The sequence below is a fragment of the Kocuria sp. PD6 genome, from assembly GCF_031844145.1.
GTDB lineage: Bacteria > Actinomycetota > Actinomycetes > Actinomycetales > Micrococcaceae > Kocuria > Kocuria marina.
The window spans coordinates 209,459-225,943 of the sequence record NZ_JAUZUS010000003.1; the positions used below are offsets into that span (position 1 = coordinate 209,459).

22 protein-coding genes are annotated in these 16,485 nt (G+C 67.0%); 21 read left to right on the forward strand and 1 reads right to left on the reverse strand.

Annotated elements, in window-relative coordinates:
• Positions 1 to 71 precede the first annotated feature (71 nt).
• The 21 genes from rpsH (at position 72) to glmM (ending at position 15,919) form a co-directional block, all read left to right on the forward strand.
• Positions 72 to 470, forward strand: coding sequence for a 30S ribosomal protein S8 (gene rpsH / locus Q9R22_RS04040; RefSeq protein WP_035959672.1), 399 nt, complete (start codon positions 72 to 74; stop codon positions 468 to 470).
• A 31-nt stretch (positions 471 to 501) separates the two neighbouring features.
• Positions 502 to 1,038 carry a 50S ribosomal protein L6 gene (rplF, locus tag Q9R22_RS04045; protein WP_064845209.1) on the forward strand — a complete coding sequence of 179 codons (537 nt, stop codon included), beginning with the start codon at positions 502 to 504 and terminating at the stop codon, positions 1,036 to 1,038.
• Between the two features lie 2 nt (positions 1,039 to 1,040).
• Positions 1,041 to 1,412, forward strand: coding sequence for a 50S ribosomal protein L18 (rplR, locus tag Q9R22_RS04050; RefSeq protein WP_098054387.1), 372 nt, complete (start codon positions 1,041 to 1,043; stop codon positions 1,410 to 1,412).
• Positions 1,409 to 2,137, forward strand: a complete 729-nt coding sequence (rpsE, locus tag Q9R22_RS04055) for a 30S ribosomal protein S5 (RefSeq protein WP_064845208.1) — start codon at positions 1,409 to 1,411, stop codon at positions 2,135 to 2,137. The genes rplR and rpsE overlap by 4 nt, the downstream gene beginning before the upstream one ends.
• Positions 2,137 to 2,343: a 50S ribosomal protein L30 gene (gene rpmD / locus Q9R22_RS04060; RefSeq protein ID WP_035959642.1), complete on the forward strand. Its 207-nt coding sequence runs from the start codon at positions 2,137 to 2,139 to the stop codon at positions 2,341 to 2,343. The genes rpsE and rpmD overlap by 1 nt, the downstream gene beginning before the upstream one ends.
• Before the next feature lie 2 nt (positions 2,344 to 2,345).
• Entirely contained in the window at positions 2,346 to 2,813 is a 468-nt protein-coding gene (gene rplO, locus Q9R22_RS04065; protein ID WP_064845207.1) for a 50S ribosomal protein L15, read from the forward strand.
• A gap of 230 nt (positions 2,814 to 3,043) precedes the next feature.
• Complete coding sequence (gene secY / locus Q9R22_RS04070) at positions 3,044 to 4,357, forward strand: preprotein translocase subunit SecY (RefSeq protein ID WP_098054382.1); 1,314 nt, start codon at positions 3,044 to 3,046, stop codon at positions 4,355 to 4,357.
• Between the two features lie 78 nt (positions 4,358 to 4,435).
• Entirely contained in the window at positions 4,436 to 5,002 is a 567-nt protein-coding gene (locus Q9R22_RS04075) for an adenylate kinase (protein WP_064847280.1), read from the forward strand.
• Positions 5,003 to 5,155: 153 nt separating this feature from the next.
• Complete coding sequence (map, locus tag Q9R22_RS04080; protein ID WP_131332472.1) at positions 5,156 to 5,989, forward strand: type I methionyl aminopeptidase; 834 nt, start codon at positions 5,156 to 5,158, stop codon at positions 5,987 to 5,989.
• Between the two features lie 99 nt (positions 5,990 to 6,088).
• Positions 6,089 to 7,237, forward strand: a complete 1,149-nt coding sequence (rlmN, locus tag Q9R22_RS04085; protein WP_311254074.1) for a 23S rRNA (adenine(2503)-C(2))-methyltransferase RlmN — start codon at positions 6,089 to 6,091, stop codon at positions 7,235 to 7,237.
• A 362-nt stretch (positions 7,238 to 7,599) separates the two neighbouring features.
• On the forward strand, positions 7,600 to 7,821 hold the full coding sequence (gene infA / locus Q9R22_RS04090) for a translation initiation factor IF-1 (RefSeq protein ID WP_012397711.1): 222 nt from the start codon (positions 7,600 to 7,602) through the stop codon (positions 7,819 to 7,821).
• Between the two features lie 88 nt (positions 7,822 to 7,909).
• Positions 7,910 to 8,023 carry a 50S ribosomal protein L36 gene (gene rpmJ, locus Q9R22_RS04095; protein WP_012397712.1) on the forward strand — a complete coding sequence of 38 codons (114 nt, stop codon included), beginning with the start codon at positions 7,910 to 7,912 and terminating at the stop codon, positions 8,021 to 8,023.
• A 157-nt stretch (positions 8,024 to 8,180) separates the two neighbouring features.
• Entirely contained in the window at positions 8,181 to 8,549 is a 369-nt protein-coding gene (gene rpsM / locus Q9R22_RS04100; RefSeq protein ID WP_035959599.1) for a 30S ribosomal protein S13, read from the forward strand.
• A 59-nt stretch (positions 8,550 to 8,608) separates the two neighbouring features.
• Positions 8,609 to 9,013 (forward strand): 30S ribosomal protein S11, encoded by a 405-nt coding sequence (gene rpsK / locus Q9R22_RS04105; protein WP_012397714.1) that lies wholly within the window; start codon positions 8,609 to 8,611, stop codon positions 9,011 to 9,013.
• A 149-nt stretch (positions 9,014 to 9,162) separates the two neighbouring features.
• Positions 9,163 to 10,182, forward strand: coding sequence for a DNA-directed RNA polymerase subunit alpha (locus tag Q9R22_RS04110; RefSeq protein ID WP_064847278.1), 1,020 nt, complete (start codon positions 9,163 to 9,165; stop codon positions 10,180 to 10,182).
• Between the two features lie 71 nt (positions 10,183 to 10,253).
• The gene (gene rplQ / locus Q9R22_RS04115; protein WP_035959585.1) at positions 10,254 to 11,018 is read left to right on the forward strand and encodes a 50S ribosomal protein L17; all 765 of its coding nucleotides are present in this window, start codon (positions 10,254 to 10,256) and stop codon (positions 11,016 to 11,018) included.
• An 83-nt stretch (positions 11,019 to 11,101) separates the two neighbouring features.
• A complete protein-coding gene (locus tag Q9R22_RS04120) occupies positions 11,102 to 12,082 on the forward strand; it encodes a tRNA pseudouridine synthase A (RefSeq protein WP_311254075.1) in 981 nt (326 codons plus the stop codon).
• Positions 12,083 to 12,319: 237 nt separating this feature from the next.
• Positions 12,320 to 12,763 carry a 50S ribosomal protein L13 gene (gene rplM / locus Q9R22_RS04125; RefSeq protein WP_035959569.1) on the forward strand — a complete coding sequence of 148 codons (444 nt, stop codon included), beginning with the start codon at positions 12,320 to 12,322 and terminating at the stop codon, positions 12,761 to 12,763.
• Between the two features lie 32 nt (positions 12,764 to 12,795).
• A complete protein-coding gene (gene rpsI / locus Q9R22_RS04130) occupies positions 12,796 to 13,296 on the forward strand; it encodes a 30S ribosomal protein S9 (RefSeq protein WP_064847346.1) in 501 nt (166 codons plus the stop codon).
• Between the two features lie 184 nt (positions 13,297 to 13,480).
• Complete coding sequence (gene ppk2, locus Q9R22_RS04135; protein WP_131332474.1) at positions 13,481 to 14,521, forward strand: polyphosphate kinase 2; 1,041 nt, start codon at positions 13,481 to 13,483, stop codon at positions 14,519 to 14,521.
• A gap of 48 nt (positions 14,522 to 14,569) precedes the next feature.
• Entirely contained in the window at positions 14,570 to 15,919 is a 1,350-nt protein-coding gene (glmM, locus tag Q9R22_RS04140; protein ID WP_131332475.1) for a phosphoglucosamine mutase, read from the forward strand.
• A gap of 86 nt (positions 15,920 to 16,005) precedes the next feature.
• On the opposite strand, the gene mscL is transcribed toward glmM, so the two are convergent.
• The gene (mscL, locus tag Q9R22_RS04145) at positions 16,006 to 16,473 is read right to left on the reverse strand and encodes a large conductance mechanosensitive channel protein MscL (protein WP_242670606.1); all 468 of its coding nucleotides are present in this window, start codon (positions 16,471 to 16,473) and stop codon (positions 16,006 to 16,008) included.
• Positions 16,474 to 16,485: the final 12 nt, after the last annotated feature.

The following is a 16,485-nucleotide window of genomic DNA, read 5'->3' on the forward strand; positions in this document are numbered from 1 at the left end:
CATCGACGTCAGAAGGTCCCTGCGGGCTGCAACCGGCAGGGAAACCCTGACGAGGAAGGGCTGAAGCCCACATGACAATGACAGATCCCGTCGCAGACATGCTGACGCGGCTGCGCAACGCGAACTCGGCCTACCACGACACCGTGAGCATGCCGTACTCCAAGCTCAAGGCTCGGATCGCGGACATCCTCAAGGCCGAGGGCTACATCGCCGACTGGTCCGAAGAACCCGCACGGGTGGGCAAGACCCTGACCCTGTCGCTGAAGTTCGGTTCCAACCGTGAGCGCTCGATCGCCGGTGTCCGCCGCATCTCCAAGCCGGGCCTGCGCGTGTACGCGAAGTCCACCGAGCTGCCCCGCGTGTTCGGCGGCCTCGGCATCGCGATCCTCTCCACGTCCTCCGGGCTGCTGACCGACAAGCAGGCCGGCAAGAAGGGCGTGGGCGGGGAAGTCCTCGCGTACGTCTGGTAACCGGTAGCACAGAAGAAGAAAGGAAGAAGACATGTCACGTATTGGACGTCTCCCGATCTCTGTGCCCGCCGGTGTGGAGGTCTCTGTGGACGGTTCCGTGGTGCAGGTCAAGGGCCCCAAGGGCGAACTGACCCACACCGTGCCCGCGCCCATCACCGTGGTCGTCGAGGACGGCACCGTGCAGGTGTCCCGCCCCAACGACGAGCGCGAATCCCGTTCCTTGCACGGCCTCACGCGCACCCTGATCTCCAACATGATCCAGGGTGTCTCGCAGGGCTACGCCAAGCAGCTGGAGATCGTGGGCACGGGTTACCGTGTCCAGGCCAGGGGTGCCAACCTGGAGTTCGCTCTGGGTTACAGCCACCCGGTGCCCTTCAACGCTCCGGACGGCATCACGCTGTCCGTCGAGGGCGCCAACAAGGTCACCGTTTCCGGTATCGATAAGCAGCAGGTTGGCCAGGTCGCCGCGAAGATCCGCTCCCTGCGTCTGCCCGATCCCTACAAGGGCAAGGGCGTGCGCTACGCCGGCGAGCAGATCCGCCGCAAGGCCGGAAAGGCTGGTAAGTAATCATGGCTCTCGTAATCAAGGGAAAGTCGAAGGCTGCTCAGCGGGCACGGCGTCACCGCCGTGTGCGCAAGCACATCGCCGGAACCGCGCTGCGCCCCCGTCTGGTGGTCACGCGTTCCACCCGCCACATGGTCGCCCAGGTGATCGACGACGACAAGGGTTTCACCCTGATCTCGGCGTCCACCATGGAAAGCGATCTGCGTGCGTCGTCCGACGACAAGACCGCCAAGGCCAAGCGCATCGGTGAGCTGATCGCCGAGCGTGCCAAGGCTGCGGGGATCGAGACCGTCGTGTTCGACCGCGGCGGCAACAAGTACCACGGCCGCGTGGCCGCGGTGGCCGAGGGTGCCCGTGAAGGAGGTCTGGCGCTGTGAGCGAGCAGAAGAACGAGAAGGAAACTCAGGTGAGCGAAGCCACCAACGGTTCCAACACGACGACCGAGGCGAACACCTCGGAGCGCCAGGGGACCGACGAGAACCGCGGTGGCCGCGGCGGTCGTAACGACCGGGGCGGTCGCAACGAGCGCGGTGGCCGCAACGACCGTGGTGGTCGTGGGGGCCGCGGCGGGCGCGACGACGACAAGGACAAGTTCCTCGAGCGCGTCGTGACCATCAACCGTGTGTCCAAGGTCGTCAAGGGTGGTCGTCGCTTCAGCTTCACCGCTCTCGTGGTCGTCGGTGACGGCAACGGCATGGTCGGCGTGGGCTACGGCAAGGCCAAGGAAGTTCCCGCCGCGATCTCCAAGGGCGTGGAGGAGGCCAAGAAGAACTTCTTCCGGGTCCCCCGCGTGGAGAACCGCACCATCCCGCACCGTGTGCAGGGTGAGGCCGCGGCTGGCGTCGTCATGCTGCGCCCGGCGACCCCGGGTACCGGTGTGATCGCCGGTGGTCCGGTGCGTGCGGTGCTCGAGTGCGCCGGTATCCACGACGTGCTGTCCAAGTCCCTGGGCTCGTCCAACCAGATCAACATCGTGCACGCGACCATCCAGGCGCTGCGTGAGCTCGAGGAGCCCGCCTCCGTGGCGGCCCGCCGTGGCCTGCCCATGGACGAGGTCGTTCCCGCGCCGTTGCTGCGTGACATCCAGAAGGCAGGTGCCTGATGAACGGAAAGCGCATTCAGGCCACCGGCGCGTCCCTGCGCGTGAAGCAGGTCCGCTCCGTGGTCGGTCAGAAGCAGAACATGCGCGACACGCTGCGTTCGCTCGGTCTCAAGCGTCCGGGCCAGGTCGTGGAGCGCAAGGCCGATGCCGCCACCGTGGGCATGATCAACACGGTGTCGCATCTCGTAGAGGTTGAGGAGGCCTGAGCATGGCTGAAAACACCGAGAGCAAGCGCCACGCTCTGAAGGTCCACCACCTGCGTCCCGCCCCCGGCTCGCACCAGGCCAAGACGCGTCTTGGCCGTGGCGAGGCCTCGAAGGGTAAGACCGCGGGCCGTGGTACCAAGGGCACCAAGGCGCGTTACCAGGTCAAGGCCGGTTTCGCGGGCGGTCAGCTGCCGCTGCACATGCGCCTGCCCAAGCTGCGCGGGTTCAAGAACCCGTTCCGCGTGGAGTATCAGGTCGTGAACTTGGACCGCCTGGGCGAGCTGTTCCCCGAGGGTGGCACGGTCACCGTCGCGGACCTGGTCGCCAAGGGTGCGGTGCGCAAGAACCAGCCCGTGAAGGTGCTCGGCAGCGGGGAGATCTCCGTGGCGCTGAACATCACCGCGGACAAGTTCTCCGCGTCCGCGTCGGAGAAGATCGCCGCGGCTGGTGGGTCCACGCAGAACGCATGAACCGATGCCAGTGTTCGGTTGTAGGGTGAATCCCTGAACTGGAACGGGCCCCGTGCCGGATTGCCGGCGCGGGGCCCGTTGCGTTACCCCCACGACGACGCCCGGACCGCGGCGCCGGAATCGCTTTACCAGGATGTCGCAAGACCGACCGCCGGGGTCGCAGCGGATCCTTCGCTAGACTTGCCCGGGGTCGGAACCCACCGGGCCACCACGTTTTTGGAGGAGGACCTGTGCTCAGTGCTTTCGCACGGGCGTTTACCACGCCGGAGCTGCGCAACAAGCTGCTGTTCACACTGGGGATCATTGTGATCTACCGGTTGGGGACGTTCATCCCCGCACCGGGTGTGGACTACGGCAACGTGCAGCAGTGTCTCGCCCTGGGCAACACCACGGGTGGCGCGTACGACCTGGTCAACCTGTTCAGCGGTGGGGCCCTGTTGCAGCTGTCCATCTTCGCGCTGGGCGTGATGCCCTACATCACCGCGAGCATCATCGTGCAGTTGCTGCGCGTGGTGATCCCGCGGTTCCAGGAACTGCACGAGGAGGGAGCGCAGGGGCAGACCAAGCTCACGCAGTACACCCGCTACCTCACGATCGGGCTGGCCGCGTTGAACGCGACCACCGTGATCTCCCTGGCGCGTTCGGGCAACCTGCTCGGCAACTGCCCCCTGCCCGTCATCCCGGACGACTCCCTCTTGGTGCTCGTGATCATGATCCTCACGATGACCGCGGGCACCACCGTGATCATGTGGCTCGGTGAGCGCATCACGGACCGCGGCGTGGGTAACGGCATGTCCCTGCTGATCTTCACCTCCATTGCGGCCACGTTCCCGTCCGCGCTCGGTGACATCCTGCGCACCCGCGGTTGGGGCCTGTTCCTGGGCGTGTGTGCCGTGGGACTGGTGGTCATCACATGCGTGGTGTTCGTGGAGCAGTCGCAGCGCCGGATCCCGGTGCAGTACGCCAAGCGCATGGTGGGTCGCCGCACGATCGGCGGGACCAGCACCTACATCCCGCTCAAGGTCAACATGGCCGGCGTGATCCCCATCATCTTCGCGTCCTCCATGCTCATGCTGCCCACGATGATCGCGCAGTTCGCGATGCCCGACGACGGCAGCCCCGTTCCGGGGTGGGTCAACTGGATCAATACGTACCTGGCCCGCGGTGACCACCCGATCTACATGACGGTCTACTTCCTGCTGATCGTGGCCTTCACGTACTTCTACGTGTCCATCACGTTCAACCCCGAAGAGGTCTCCGACAACATGAAGCGCTACGGCGGCTTCATCCCGGGGATCCGCGCGGGCCGTCCCACCGAGAACTACCTGCGCTACGTGCTCTCCCGGATTACGCTGCCCGGTGCGCTGTACCTGGGCATCGTGTCCATGATCCCGCTCGTGGCGCTCGTGCTCTTCGACGCCAACCAGAACTTCCCCTTCGGTGGCCCGTCGCTGCTGATCATGGTGGGCGTGGGTCTGGACACCGTCAAGCAGATCGACGCCCAGTTGCAACAGCGCCACTACGAGGGTCTGCTGCGCACCTGAGCCCGTGCACGGCCACGGCAGGCGGGTCCACCGCCCGGTAGAGTGGGGGAGAACCTGACGTTGACGCAAGGAGAGAACATGACCCGCATGTTGATCATTGGACCGCCGGGCGCGGGCAAGGGTACCCAGGCCGCGCGGATCTGCGAGCGACTAGGCGTTCCCGCGATCTCGACCGGTGACATCTTTCGCGCCAACATCAAGGAACAGACCGAACTCGGCAAGGAAGCCCAGCGCTACACGGACGCCGGGAACCTGGTCCCGGATTCCGTGACCAACAACATGGTGCGTGACCGGTTGTCGCACGACGACGTCCGCGACGGTTTCCTGCTGGACGGCTACCCGCGCACCGTGGCCCAGGTCCGTGAACTGGACCGGATCCTCGAGGCCAACGGGGTCTCCCTGGACGTGGTGCTGCTGCTTACCGCGGACAACGAGGAACTCGTCTCCCGGTTGTTGGGCCGCGCCCAGGACCAGGGCCGCACGGACGACACCGAGGACGTCATCCGGCACCGTCTGGACGTCTACGACGAGCAGACCGCACCGGTCGTGGAGCTGTACGAGGACCGGGGCATCGTCACGCGCGTGGACGGACTCGGCGGCATCGACGAGGTCACCGAGCGCATCCTGGCGGCATTGCCCGCCTGAGCCGCAATCCACACGAACGGCGCCGCTCGGCCGCGGCCGGGGGTGCGCCGTCGATCACCAGAACCATCACGAGCCCCCAGACCGGCGCGACGCGTCGGTCCGGGGGCTCGCCCGTCAGACGAACATCAACCATCAGGGGAGGTCCCGAGCACCGTGTTCGGACGCCGCAAGATCCAATTGAAGTCGGACGCCGAGTTGGCGGCCATGTCCCGGGCGGGCGTGGTCACGTCACTCGCGCTCGACGCTGCGGTCGCGGCCGCCGTCCCCGGGGCCACCACCGCGGACCTCGACCGTGCATTCCGCGAGGTCCTGGACGAGTACGACGCGCAGTCCAACTTCCTGGGCTACTACGGCTACCCGGCCACGGTGTGCACCTCCGTCAACCACGAGGTCGTGCACGGAATCCCCGGGCAGCGCGTCTTGGCGGACGGTGACATCGTATCGATCGACGGCGGTGCGATCGTGGCCGGTTGGCACGGGGACTCCGCGCGCACCGTTCTCGTGGGGACGACCCACGACCCCGCCGACCAGGAACTGTCGGACGTCACGCGTGCGGCCATGTGGCGCGGCATCGCCGCGATGGCCACCGGTACCCACGTGGGGGACATCGGCCGCGCGGTCGAGGACCACGTGCGGGACACCGTGGGCGGGCGTCTCGGGATCCTCGAGGACTACGTGGGCCACGGCATCGGCACCGAGATGCACATGGCCCCGGACGTCCCCAACTACGCGGTCAGCAATCGCGGGCCCAAACTCGTCACGGGCATGGCTCTGGCCATCGAACCGATGCTCGTGCGCGGCGGGATCGAGACCCGCGTGCTCGAGGACGAATGGACGGTCGTGACCACGGACGGCTCGCGCGCGAGCCAGTGGGAGCACACCGTGTGCCGCCACAGCCAGGGCGTGTGGGTGCTCACCGCGGAGGACGGTGGCCGCTCCGAACTCGAACCCTTGGGGGTCCGCCCGGTCCCGATCCCCGCTGCCTGACGGCCTGCCGCCGCAGGTCCGATCGTCACAGCTCGTCCCGCAACGTCCACCCGACCCCTGACACCACAGAACCACCCCGAGAACAGGGAGAGGATTCCCATGACGGCACAACCCGTTGAGATCACCCCGAAACCCAAGACCGGCCAGCTCGTGTTCAAGCCCGCGCGGCGCGGCAAGCCCCCGCTGCACCTCGCGGACTTCGACATGGCCGGCCGCAAGCAGTTCCTGCAGGACGCGGGCTACCCCGCGTTCCGGGCGTCGCAGCTGTCCAAGCACTACTTCGAGCGCTTCGAGGCGGACCCCGCGGCCATGACGGATCTGCCCGCCGCCCAGCGGGACGAGCTCGCGGCCAAGGCCCTGCCGCCGCTGTTGACCACCGTGCGGCAATTGCGCGCGGACCAGGGGATGACCGTCAAGTCCGTCCACCAGTTGTTCGACGGCGCCATGGTCGAGTCGGTGCTCATGCGCTACGACAAGCGCGTGACCATGTGCATCTCGTCCCAGGCGGGGTGCGGGATGAACTGCCCGTTCTGTGCGACCGGCCAGTCCGGCCTCACACGCAACCTCTCCGCCGCCGAGATCGCCGATCAAGTGGTCCAGGGTGTGCGGGCGCTGCGCGACGGCATGGTGGGGGACCCGGAGGACGTGCCCCAGCGGGTGTCCAACATCGTGTTCATGGGCATGGGGGAGGCCCTCGCCAACTACAAGGCCACCATGGGCGCCGTACATCGGATCATCGACCCCTCCCCGGAAGGACTCGGGATCTCCGCGCGCGGGCTCACCATGTCCACCGTGGGTCTGGTTCCCGGGATCCGCAAGTTCACCCTCGAGAAGCTGCCCATCACGCTGGCGCTGTCCCTGCACGCCCCGGACGACGAACTGCGCGACGAACTGATCCCCATCAACACTCGCTGGAAGGTGGACGAGGCGCTCGACGCCGCGCGCGACTACTACGACGCCACCGGCCGGCGCGTGTCGATCGAGTACGCGCTGATCCGTGACATCAACGACCAGGGCTGGCGGGCGGACCTGCTGGGGGAGAAGCTCAACAAGCGTGGTGCCGGGTGGGTACACGTGAACCCCATCCCGCTCAACCCCACCCCCGGCTCCAAGTGGACGGCCTCGCGCCGTGGCGTGGAGCAGAACTTCGTGGAGCGCTTGCGCGCCCACGGCATCCCCACCACGGTGCGGGACACTCGCGGCTCCGACATCGACGGCGCGTGCGGCCAGTTGGCCACGGACGTCTGAGCCGGCGCGGGGTCACCCGCGTCGTGAGGGGTGGGCCCAGCAAACGGGCGGCCCGGTGTCGGCCGACGGGACCAGGCTCAGGGACTAGCGGGACCACACTCACGGAAGAGCACTACCGCGGTGTCGGGGGCTGACGGCGGGGCAGCGCGGCGGCGTCTGGCGCTGCCCTCCAGCTTGCGAAGACGGGCGAAACAGCGTAGTGTCGTGCGTTGGTTGTTTGTGCTCGCAGACCGAGCCGTGCCCACCCATCCCATGACCCCCACTGCGAATCGTAGTGCGGGGTTGTTCGTCTGGGGGGACTACCGGTCCGGGCACCGCCGTCCGGTAGGACAACCGGACCCCTCGAGAAGTTAGCGGAGGATATGGCCAAGAAAGACGGAGTCATCGAGATCGAAGGCACTGTGGTCGAGGCACTGCCCAATGCGTCGTTTCGTGTTGAGCTGACCAACGGTCACAAGGTGCTCGCCCACATCTCTGGCAAGATGCGCCAGCACTACATCCGGATCCTCCCTGAGGACCGCGTCGTGGTGGAGCTCAGCCCCTATGACCTTTCCCGAGGCCGGATCGTCTACCGCTACAAGTAAGACCCAGAACCACCGTGCACGGCCGGTACCCCGGCCCGGGCGCGGTGTCTCCGGTGCACACGCCATTACGAGTACGCGAAGGAATGCGATGAAGGTCCAACCGAGCGTCAAGCAGATCTGCGACAAGTGCAAGGTGATTCGCCGTAACGGGCGGGTCATGGTGATCTGCGAGAACCCCCGGCACAAGCAGCGCCAGGGCTGACGGGAACGCCCCCACGCAAGTGGATTGACAGAACGGGCACTGCAGCTGGCACCCACAGGTGCGGCAACCCCCGGCACGGAGGCCGGAGACCGGATGTGACGAAACATCCGGGACGCAGTGTTCAAGACCTCCGGACAGTACAAGGAGAACCGCCGATATGGCTCGTCTCGCAGGCGTCGACCTCCCCCGCGAAAAGCGGCTGGAAATCGCGCTGACCTACATCTACGGCGTGGGACGCACGCGCGCTCTCGCAACCCTGGATGCCACCGGCATCTCGGGCGACGTGCGCGTCAAGGATCTCACCGACGCCCAGCTCGTGGAGCTGCGCGACTACATCGAAGGCAACTACAAGGTCGAAGGCGATCTGCGCCGCGAGGTTGCCGCCGACATCCGCCGCAAGGTCGAGATCGGCAGCTACCAGGGACTGCGTCACCGCCGTGGCCTCCCGGTCCACGGCCAGCGCACGAAGACCAACGCTCGCACCCGCAAGGGTCCCAAGCGCACGGTCGCCGGCAAGAAGAAGTAATCGTGGTCGCCACCGCCGCCGGTGGCTGATCTACGTCGAAGATCTTTGTAGGAGAATTCATGGCTCAGAAGACTCGTGCGACGGCTGCTCGCAAGCCGCGTCGCAAGGTTAACAAGAACGTGACGCAGGGCCAGGCCCACATCAAGTCCACGTTCAACAACACCATCGTTTCCATCACCGACCCCTCGGGTGCGGTCCTGTCGTGGGCCTCGGCCGGCGGCATGGGCTTCAAGGGTTCGCGGAAGTCCACCCCGTTCGCCGCGCAGCAGGCCGCCGAGGCCGCTGCCAAGGGCGCGCAGGAGCACGGCATGCGCAAGGTGGACGTGTTCGTCAAGGGCCCCGGTTCGGGCCGCGAGACCGCGATCCGCGCACTGCAGGCCACCGGGTTGGAGGTCGGGTCCATCCAGGACGTCACCCCGTCCGCGCACAACGGCTGCCGGCCCCCCAAGCGCCGCCGCGTCTGACACGTCCCGCCTGGTCGCCCGTGCCCCCTGGGTGCGGGTGACCACGCTTCGACGCGGTGTTTCACGCCTGCTCACCGCGGCACCCACCCATTTTGTTTTCCACCACCTGCGTGCGTCATATGGCGGAGGCACGCTGAAAGGAAACATCAGTGCTCATCGCACAGCGCCCCACCCTCACGGAAGAGGCTGTGGCCGAGAACCGTTCCCGGTTCGTGATCGAACCGCTGGAACCGGGTTTCGGTTACACCCTCGGTAACTCCCTGCGCCGTACGCTCCTGTCCTCCATCCCCGGGGCCTCCGTGACCAGCATCCGCATCGACGGTGTGCTGCACGAGTTCTCCACCGTGGAGGGTGTCAAAGAGGACGTCACCGAGCTCATTCTCAACATCAAGAAACTCTCCCTGTCCTCCGAGGAGGACGAGCCTGTCACCGCGTGGCTGCGCAAGCAGGGCCCGGGCGAGGTCACCGCAGCGGACATCTCCGCCCCGGCCGGTGTCGAGGTCCACAACCCCGATCTGCACATCGCGACCTTGAACTCCAAGGGCCAGCTCGAGATCGAGCTGACCATCGAGCGCGGGCGCGGTTACGTCTCGGCGTCGCAGAACAAGTCGGGTGACGCGGAAGTCGGTCGGATCCCCGTGGATTCCATCTACTCCCCCGTCCTGAAGGTGACCTTCCGCGTGGAGGCCACCCGTGTGGAACAGCGCACCGACTTCGACAAGCTCATCCTGGACGTCGAGACCAAGGAAGCCATCTCCCCGCGTGACGCGGTGGCTTCGGCGGGCACCACGCTGGTCGAGCTGTTCGGCCTGGCGCGCGAGCTGAACTCGGCTGCCGAGGGCATCGAGATCGGGCCTTCGCCCACGGACGCCGCGGCTGCCGCGGACATGGCGCTGCCCATCGAGGACCTCGAGCTGTCCGTGCGTTCGTACAACTGCCTCAAGCGCGAGGGCATCCACAGCGTGGGTGAACTCGTGGGCCGCTCCGAAGCGGACCTCATGGACATCCGCAACTTCGGTGCCAAGTCCATCGATGAAGTCAAGGAGAAGCTCGGTGAGCTCGGTCTGGCCCTGAAGGATTCCCCTCCGGGTTACGACCTCGCCGCCCACGCGGCGTCGCTTGAGGACGAGGACGAGAACAACAACCCGTTCGACGTCGATCTCGACTGACGCCCACACCACTTTCCGTGCCCCGCGGCCGCTGAGCGGACCGCACGGGCCCGATCATCAGGAGACCTACTATGCCTACCCCTACCAAGGGACCCCGTCTCGGCGCCGGGCCGACCCACCAGCGCATGATCCTCTCGAACCTGTCGCAGCAGCTGTTCGAGCACAAGCGCATCACCACCACCGTGACCAAGGCCAAGCGCCTGCGTCCCGTGGCCGAGCGCCTGATCACGTTCGCCAAGCGCGGTGACCTCGCGGCCCGCCGTCGTGTCATGCGTCAGCTGACGGACAAGTCCGTGGTGCACGAGCTGTTCACCAGCATCGCGCCCGCCATGGAAGGCCGCGACGGCGGGTACACCCGCATCACCAAGATCGGCAACCGCAAGGGCGACAACGCCCCCATGGCCGTGATCGAGCTCGTCATGGAGCCCGTGGCCAAGCGGGAGACCGTGGCCGAGGCCGAGCGCGCCACGACCAAGGCCGCCGCCGAGCCCGCCGCTCCCGTGGACACCCCCGCCGGTTCTACCGCCGAGGACGTCAAGGAGAACGAGATCCCCGCCGAAGAGCAGGCTCCGGCCATTGGCTCCGAGGAGGCCGCCGAGGTCGCCGAGGAGAACCAGGACGCCGAGTTCGCCGGTTCCCACGCGCCGCTCGAGTCCGGCGAGGCCCCCGAGGGCTTCACCGTCAAGGGCAACCGCAACTCCATGAAGTACCACGTGCCCGGTTCGCGCTGGTACTCCGGCACGACCGCCGAGATCTGGTTCGACTCCCCGGCCAATGCCGAGGCAGCCGGCTTCCAGCCCGCCGGCGGTGCCGCCGCCCAGAAAATCTCCGAGTGATCGGGACTTCTGAGTAGCACGACCGTCACGACGCCGCCGCAGGTTCCTGCGGCGGCGTCGTCATCCTCGGGAGGAACGCACAGATGACGGGGGAGACCCTCAGACTGCGGGTGGAACTGGGCTACGACGGCGCCCCGTTCAAGGGCTGGGCCCGACAACCCGGGCTACCGAGCGTGCAGGGCGCGCTCGAGGACGCGCTCGAGCTGATCTTCCGCGCGCCGTGCGCCACGGTCGTGGCCGGGCGCACGGACACGGGTGTGCATGCGCGTCGACAGACCGTCCACGTGAACGTTCCCGAGCCGTTGTGGGCCCGGTTCGCGTGCCCGCGTCCCCGCGGTCCCCTGGCAAGTGATGCGGACACCGGCGATCTCAGCGCAGGCGGTCCCGCCGACGTGCAGGACGTCGCGGCCCGCGATGCCGCCGCCGCGGGGCTCACGCGCAAGCTCAACGGCGCCCTCAACCGGGTCCTGGGTAAGGACCGTGCGGCCCACGGCTGGGACCCCGCCGTGGGCGCAATCGTGGTGCACGACGTCGTCGTGGCCCCCGAGGGTTTCGACGCCCGGTTCTCCGCGCTCTCCCGCGGCTACACGTATCGCGTGGCGGACGCCGTGACCGGCCACGACCCCCTGACGCGCACGTTCTCGTGGTGGGTCCCCTGGCACCTCGACGTGCCCGCGATGGACCGGGCCGTGCGCAAACTGCTGGGGCTGCACGACTTCCTGAGCTTCTGCAAACCCCGCGAGGGCGCCACCACGATCCGCGACCTGCAGCGCGCGGGCGTGCACCGCGACGAGAGCGGCATGATCACGATCGCCCTGCAGGCGGATGCCTTCTGCCACCACATGGTGCGCTGCATCGTGGGCGCGGTGGTCCGCGTGGGGGAGGGGCGGTACGACGCCGCGTGGCCGGGTCAGCGGCTGCGCGCCCGGGTCCGGGACGCGAACGTCCTCATGGCACCCGCGCACGGTCTCGTCCTTGATGCCGTGCGCTATCCCGACCCATCCCAGCTCGCCGAACGCGCCCGGCTCACGCGCGCTCGGCGCCCCGCCCAACACGACGAATAGCGCCCCACGACTGGCGGGGCGGGCGGAGATCCGGTAATATGGAATGCTGTTGTGCGTGTTCTGCCCCGGTTCACGTGTACCCGCATCGGTCGCTCATGTTGCAGAGCGCAGGGCCGTGCGGTGCACCGGGTTGTGGACGCACGGATGCCGCCCGGATCTCACCCGGGCCCCGAAGCACAGCGGAACCATCGGACACGAGCATTCGTGTCATCAGCAGACAAACGAAGGCAGATCAACGTGCGTACGTACACTCCGAAGCCCGGTGACGTCCAGCGTCAGTGGCACGTCATCGACGCCACCGACGTCGTCCTGGGTCGTCTTGCCAGTCAGACCGCAACACTGCTGCGTGGGAAGCACAAGCCGACCTTCGCTCCCCACGTGGACACCGGCGATTTCGTCATCATCATCAACGCGGAAAAGGTCGCCCTCACGGGTGCCAAGCTCGAGAAGAAGCGCGCCTACCGTCACTCCGGCTACCCTGGCGGGCTCAAGTCCACCAGCTACGCCGAGCTGCTCGAGAAGAACCCCACGCGCGCCGTGGAGAAGGCCGTCAAGGGCATGCTGCCCAAGAACAAGCTGGCCGCTCAGCAACTGTCCAAGCTGAAGGTCTACGCCGGTGCCGAGCACCCGCACCAGGCTCAGCAGCCCAAGCCCTACGAATTCACCCAGGTCGCCCAGTAATTCGGGCCAACGAATAACACATAAGGAGAATCGTGGCTCAGAACACTGAAGAGCAGATCACCGAGGACGTGGAGCTGACCAGCTACACCTCCGAGTCCACCGAGCCCGTCGCCGGTGCCGCCCTGTCCGACCGCCCCGCCCTGACCGTCTCCGGCCAGGCCGTGGGCCGCCGCAAGCAGGCCATCGCCCGCGTGCGCGTGGTCCCCGGTTCCGGGCAGTGGAGCGTCAACGGTCGCAGCCTCGAGGAGTACTTCCCCAACAAGCTGCACCAGCAGGAGGTCAACGACCCCTTCCGCCTGCTCGAACTGCAGGGCGCGTACGACGTCATCGCCCGCATCAGCGGCGGCGGCCCCTCCGGCCAGGCCGGTGCGCTGCGCCTCGGCGTGGCCCGCGCGCTCAACGAGATCGACGCCGAGCACAACCGCCCCGCCCTCAAGAAGGCCGGCTTCCTGACCCGTGACGCCCGCGTCATCGAGCGCAAGAAGGCAGGCCTCAAGAAGGCCCGCAAGGCTCCGCAGTACTCCAAGCGCTAAAACGAAGCAGCCCAAGCCTCGGCCGGGCGTTTTCGTGCAGGGTCCCGTTCCTCGGTTTCGGCCGGGGAACGGGACCCTGTTTCGTTGCCCGGGCGTTGCCATGCGGCCATCTGCCGCGGTGACGGACGTAACATGAAGGTGTGGAGCGACGTCGCTCCCGCCGTACCATCGAGAGAGGGCCCGTATGAGCAAGCAGTCGGAGCAGAAGTCGGGGAACGCCGTCGTCGAGGAGCAGCAGGCCGAGACGGAACAGCGCACAGAGCAGCGGGTGGCGGTGGACGAGGCCCTCAAGAAGGAACAGCACCGGGTCTCCGTGGTGGAGGACTACGCGGCCGAACTCGACGAGATCGCGGAGCTCGGGAAGAAACTCCACGACGTGAGCGGGGCGGAACCGTCCACCGCGTGGAAACTGGGCTACCCGTACGACGAGAAGCTGCCCCGCAAGGACTACGAGCGCACCAAGCGGGCCCTGCAGATCGAACTGCTCAAGCTGCAGTTGTGGATCAAGGAGACCGGCCAGAAGCTGCTCATCATCTTCGAGGGCCGGGACGCCGCGGGCAAGGGCGGGGCGATCAAGCGGTTCACGGAGCACCTGAACCCCCGTGGTGCGCGGGTCGTGGCGCTCGAGAAGCCCACGGACATCGAGCAGACGCAATGGTACTTCCAGCGCTACGTCAAGCACCTGCCGTCCGGTGGGGAGATCGTGCTGATGGACCGCTCGTGGTACAACCGGGCGGGTGTGGAACGGGTCATGGGCTACTGCACGTCCCAGCAGTATTACGAGTTCATGCGTCAGGCGCCGGAATTCGAACGGATGCTCGTGAACTCGGACACGCACCTGATCAAGTTCTGGTTCTCCGTAACGCGCGCGGAGCAGCTCGCGCGGTTCCAGTCCCGCCGGACGGACCCGGTGCGGCAGTGGAAGCTCTCGCCCACGGACGTGGCATCCCTGGACAAGTGGGACGACTACACGGAGGCCAAGGAGGCCATGTTCTTCTACACGGACACGGGGGACGCCCCGTGGACCGTGATCAAGTCCAATGACAAGAAACGCGCGCGGCTCGAGGCCATGCGCTACGTCCTGACGCAGTTCGACTACCCCAACAAGGACCACTCCGTGGTGGGCACGCCGGACACCAAGATCGTGGGTGGGGCGGCGGATCTCACGGAGGACAGCAACGAGAACCCGGACGGTTTCCCGGTGGTCCGGCCTGGGAAGGGCTGAGTCGAATGCGCAGGGTTTGCGCGGGCGTTGGTCGTAAGATGACTCTCGATGTCTAGAATCTTTGGAACGGACGGCGTTCGCGGTCTCGCGAACGGCCTCCTCACAGCAGAACTTGCCATGGAGCTGTCCCAGGCGGCGGCGATCGTCCTGGGCCACGGCCACGCGGAGGCCGGGAAGCGACCCACCGCCGTCGTGGCACGGGACGGGCGCGCGAGCGGGGAGTTCCTCGGCGCGGCCGTGATCGCGGGTCTCGCGAGCTCCGGCGTGGACGTCTACGACGCCGGGATGCTGCCCACGCCGGCAGCCGCCTACCTGGTGGGGGACATCGACGCCGATTTCGGCGTGATGATCTCCGCGTCCCACAACCCCGCGCCGGACAACGGCATTAAGTTCCTGGCGCACGGGGGCAAGAAACTGCCGGACTCGATCGAGGACACTATCCAGGAGGTTTACGAGGCCAAGGATTTCCGCCGCCCCACGGGTGCGGAAGTGGGCCGCGTGACCCGCTTGTCGGACGCCGAGGACCGCTACATCCTGCACCTGGTCGGTGCCATCCCGCACCGTCTGGACGGGCTGTCGATCGTGCTCGACTGCGCGAACGGCGCGGCGTCCGGGGCCTCACCGGACGCGTTCCGCGGTGCCGGTGCCAAGGTGCACGTGATCGGTGCGGAACCGGACGGGCTGAACATCAACGACGGCGTGGGCTCCACCCACCTGGGTCCGCTCAAGCAGGCCGTGCGTGAGCTGGGCGCGGATCTGGGCATCGCACACGACGGCGACGCAGATCGCTGCCTGGCCGTGGACCACACCGGCACGGAGGTGGACGGCGACCAGATCATGTGCATCCTTGCCATGGCCATGAAGGACGCGGGCAGGCTCAACCAGAACACGCTCGTGGCCACGGTCATGAGCAACCTGGGTCTGCAACTGGCCCTGGACGAGGCCGGGATCCAGCTCGTGCGCGCCTCTGTGGGGGACCGCTACGTCCTGGAATCCATGGTGGCCAACGGCTACAACCTGGGTGGCGAACAGTCCGGGCACGTGATCATGGCGGATTACGCGACCACCGGTGACGGTCTGCTCACGGGTCTGATGCTCGCCTCACGGGTGGCTCAGACAGGCATGCCGTTGCAGGAGCTCGCCAAGTCCATGACGCGCATGCCCCAGGTGATGATCAACGTCAAGGGCGTGGACAAGGCGGCGGCCAAAACGAGCGAACCGGTGCTCGACGCCGTCGCCCGCACGGAGGAGCGGCTCGGCAGCGAGGGGCGGGTGCTATTGCGCCCCTCCGGCACCGAACCCGTGGTGCGGGTCATGGTGGAGGCGGCTTCGCAGGACATCGCCCAGCGCGAGGCGGAAGAGCTCGTGTCCGTGGTGGAACAGCACCTCAGCCTGTAGCGTCACCGTACGGACCAACGGCGAGGCCCCGCACCGGAAGTGGTGCGGGGCCTCGCCGTTTCCTGACGTCGAAGGGGTGGTGGGGGTCAGCGGATCGTTCCTCCGGTGGTACCGGGCTGCCCCGAGAGGCCGGTCTGCGTGCCGTCCGTGCGCAGCGCGTCGGTGTTGTGCCCGGTGAGCGCGTCGCGGATCTCGGTGAGCAGCACGGTGTTGGGGTCGGCCGGCTCCTCGGTGGGCTCGATGCCCAGCCGGCGGTTGCGGCGTTCGATCATCTTGTTCATGGGCAGCACGATGCAGAAGTACACAGCGGCGGCGATGAGCAGGAAGTTCACGATCGCGGTCAGCAGCACACCGAACTTGACCTGGTTGCCGTTGAACGTGACGGCGGCGAAATTGTCGAAGTTGGGCGAACCGACGAGTCCCGAGATGGCGGGCATGAGGACGTTCTCGACGAGAGCATTGACGATCTTGGAGAAGGCGGCGCCAATAATCACGGCAACGGCCAGATCCATCACGTTGCCCTTCATGATGAATTCTTTGAAACCACTGAGCATGGCGGTCATCGT